2 protein-coding genes are annotated in these 2767 nt (G+C 33.0%); both read right to left on the bottom strand.

Features of this window, described 5'->3' with window-relative positions:
* A partial coding sequence (locus LEP1GSC059_RS24500) for a hypothetical protein (RefSeq protein WP_020981327.1) occupies positions 1-207 on the bottom strand: 207 nt, incomplete at its 3' end.
* An 809-nt stretch (positions 208-1016) separates the two neighbouring features.
* A partial coding sequence (locus tag LEP1GSC059_RS20595) for a M4 family metallopeptidase (RefSeq protein ID WP_017213167.1) occupies positions 1017-2767 on the bottom strand: 1751 nt, incomplete at its 5' end.

Here is a 2767-nt window from a genome sequence, read left to right as displayed (position 1 = left end):
CGCAAACGTTATCCTACCGTCTGACGTATACGTCCTTTCAGAAATTGCTTTACTATCCAGTTGAACTGGATTTAAAACCCAAAACCAAGATTCTATCCCTGGTCCCTGTTTTTCCTTACAAGAAAATAAAATCAAAATCGATAATATAATAATACTTAAAAGTATTTTTATATTCGAATTGGTCTTTAATAAATTAAAAAATCTCATTCAATCCTCTCTGTTTTAATTTTGAAACTGTCTTCTGCTAAATCGAAAATTAAATACTTCAACTAATCATACATAATTTTAAATCCTTCAAAAAATGAGGATCTAAGAAAAATGCATAAGAAAAGAAATATATTTAAAAAATAAACTATTTTTTATATTAAATATATATTTTATAAATATTATAATATAGAATTTTACGTCTTAAACGTAACAACAGAACCTATTTAAAGTTGTCTAAAAAATCGAAAAAATTAGATTTTTTTTAAACTTCTTTTGAATTGACGAATATGCTTAAACTATTGAGGAAGGAGGCTAATAATGAAATACATTATAACTGAAAGGAAAAAGAACTTGATCTAAGGTTATTTTACATCTGTTGAGTTTTGAGTTAAAAATTTTCCATAAACATGGTTTGTTTTCTAGAAGGAATGATAAATTTTATTTAAAAATAAATAGTTTCCTATCGAATAAGTCTTTAATAGAAAGGAATTCGTTTAAAAGACGATTTTATGAGAAAACTCGATTTGAAAATAAAATTATCTTTAAAAAATCTCTATTTTATGATCATTAGAGTTTTTGAAAAATTAATTCTCCATTAGTTTCCGTTTCGTGGAAACAGTAGATTAAAACGGTCTTGTTGATCTGAATTATGAAATTTTTCAATAACTCTATTATTCAATAAGAAATTTACCTTCGAGATTCCTTTAGATTTTACGGAAAACTTTTAAATTTAAACTGCGAAAAAATCCCAAAATCAGTTTAACCTACTAATCTGATTTTGAAATTTTTCGCAATTATATTAGAATTTTCTAAAGACTAAAATCTATGATCGAAACAACATAATCTTCCACTTCCCCTTCTACAAAGGATTCATCCGAGCGTTGATAAGCTTCTCCGCTTTGAGCTGCCTTCATAGAAACTCTCATTCTCGCATATCCAGTAAGTGCGCTTGTTGGAATCTGAATCGATTTTTGTAATGTTCCTCCAAACGAAGAATTAACAGTATCCTGAACTACCATTTCCGAAGATTCAAAACTACCGTTTCGATTGAAATCGATCCACACTCTCCATTTGTGAACTTTTGATGGATTACTTGCCGAGCCCTGACTCAATAACACAATGTTATACGTCGCTCCCCTAAAGACCGTCGGAAGTAAGTATGAATTATCCTTGTATCCACAGTCGTTTCCGGAATCGTTCTTTACATTAGAAAGTTTTACAGAAGCGATATAATGACGCGGCTTGACCATTCCTTCTCCTCCGCGAGAAGCTGTCTCTGCCGGAACGCCTACTGCATCCCAAGCATCGATTGTGCTTTTTACTTCCGAAGAAAACAGACCATACAATGTTTTAGCAGCAATAATTGCAGCGGTTCTTGCAGATGTATAACCGGACGTAGAAGAAAGAAAAAGAAGGGCAACATAAGCAATTCTTTCGGCTTTTTCTATACCAATCCCAGAAACATTATACGTGCATTCGTGATCGTTAAATCCTATTTTTCCTTTGGATAAAGTATAAAACCAATGGCTCAAGACAAGACTGTTTGTATGCGCTTCGTTATCCTCGAAATCCCAAAGATCTCCGTAATATGTATTTGGTCCCGGATACAATACTGTAGTAGATTTCGGATTTGACACAGAACGCATTCCTCCTCCTGGAACGGTTTCATCTCCTACTAACCAGATGTTCTTTTGCATTCCTAAAACTTTGTTTACGTAGTTATTTACAGCAACATTCCAAATATCACTGAATCCTTCGTCAAGAGCACCGGGCTCCATATCAAGAACGAAACCTGCAAGGTCCCCATTGACACCGTGTCCAAATTCATGAGATACAATATCCAAAGATGTAAAGTCTTCATACGTAGGGTCTAAAAGAATTGGTAAATTAAAACCTTTACATATACTGTTATTATGAGGACAGTATATGTAATAGATTTCTTCCGTGACGGGATCCCAGTATGCGTTATTGGCTACAAATGCATTAAAATAATGTACATTATTAAATACTCTGCTATCATCTCCGTCATAACTCAATCGATTGTGAACGGATTTAAAATAGTCATAAGTCATTTCAATTCCCCAATGTGCATCCAATAACGCATCGTGATTATAGCTGTCATGATATTCTAACTTTGTCCAATTATTACTAGTATCAATTATTGGAATATTCAAAAGTTGAATATCCAATATTGGATCTTTTATAAATTCCCATGAGTAAGTATAAATTCCACCACCTCTAGAATTATCTTTCAGTTCAAAATGATTCGTCTTTCCTGCCGTCCAAGTTGTAATCGATTGTAATCCGCTAAAACGAGTAGACGCTGTTCCCTGTTTGATACAATATTCTCTGTCTATTATACAACGACTATAATCGGCATCTATTTCTATGGGAGGTTTTGGACTTGGAAATGAAATTCCCTCGTATCTTCTAGCGTCTTTACTGGATAAAATTTCACCAGAATTAGAATCTACATATACATATCTCGAAGAAGGCGGATCTATTGAGACAATTCCAAATTTATACGCTAACCGAAATTCCTTTGGAGAGTTGGATTTTG

It is taken from the genome of Leptospira noguchii serovar Panama str. CZ214 (genome assembly GCF_000306255.2).
Lineage (GTDB): Bacteria > Spirochaetota > Leptospiria > Leptospirales > Leptospiraceae > Leptospira > Leptospira noguchii.
The sequence above is the reverse complement of the archived record's forward strand: the minus strand, read 5'-3'. Positions and strand labels throughout refer to the sequence as shown.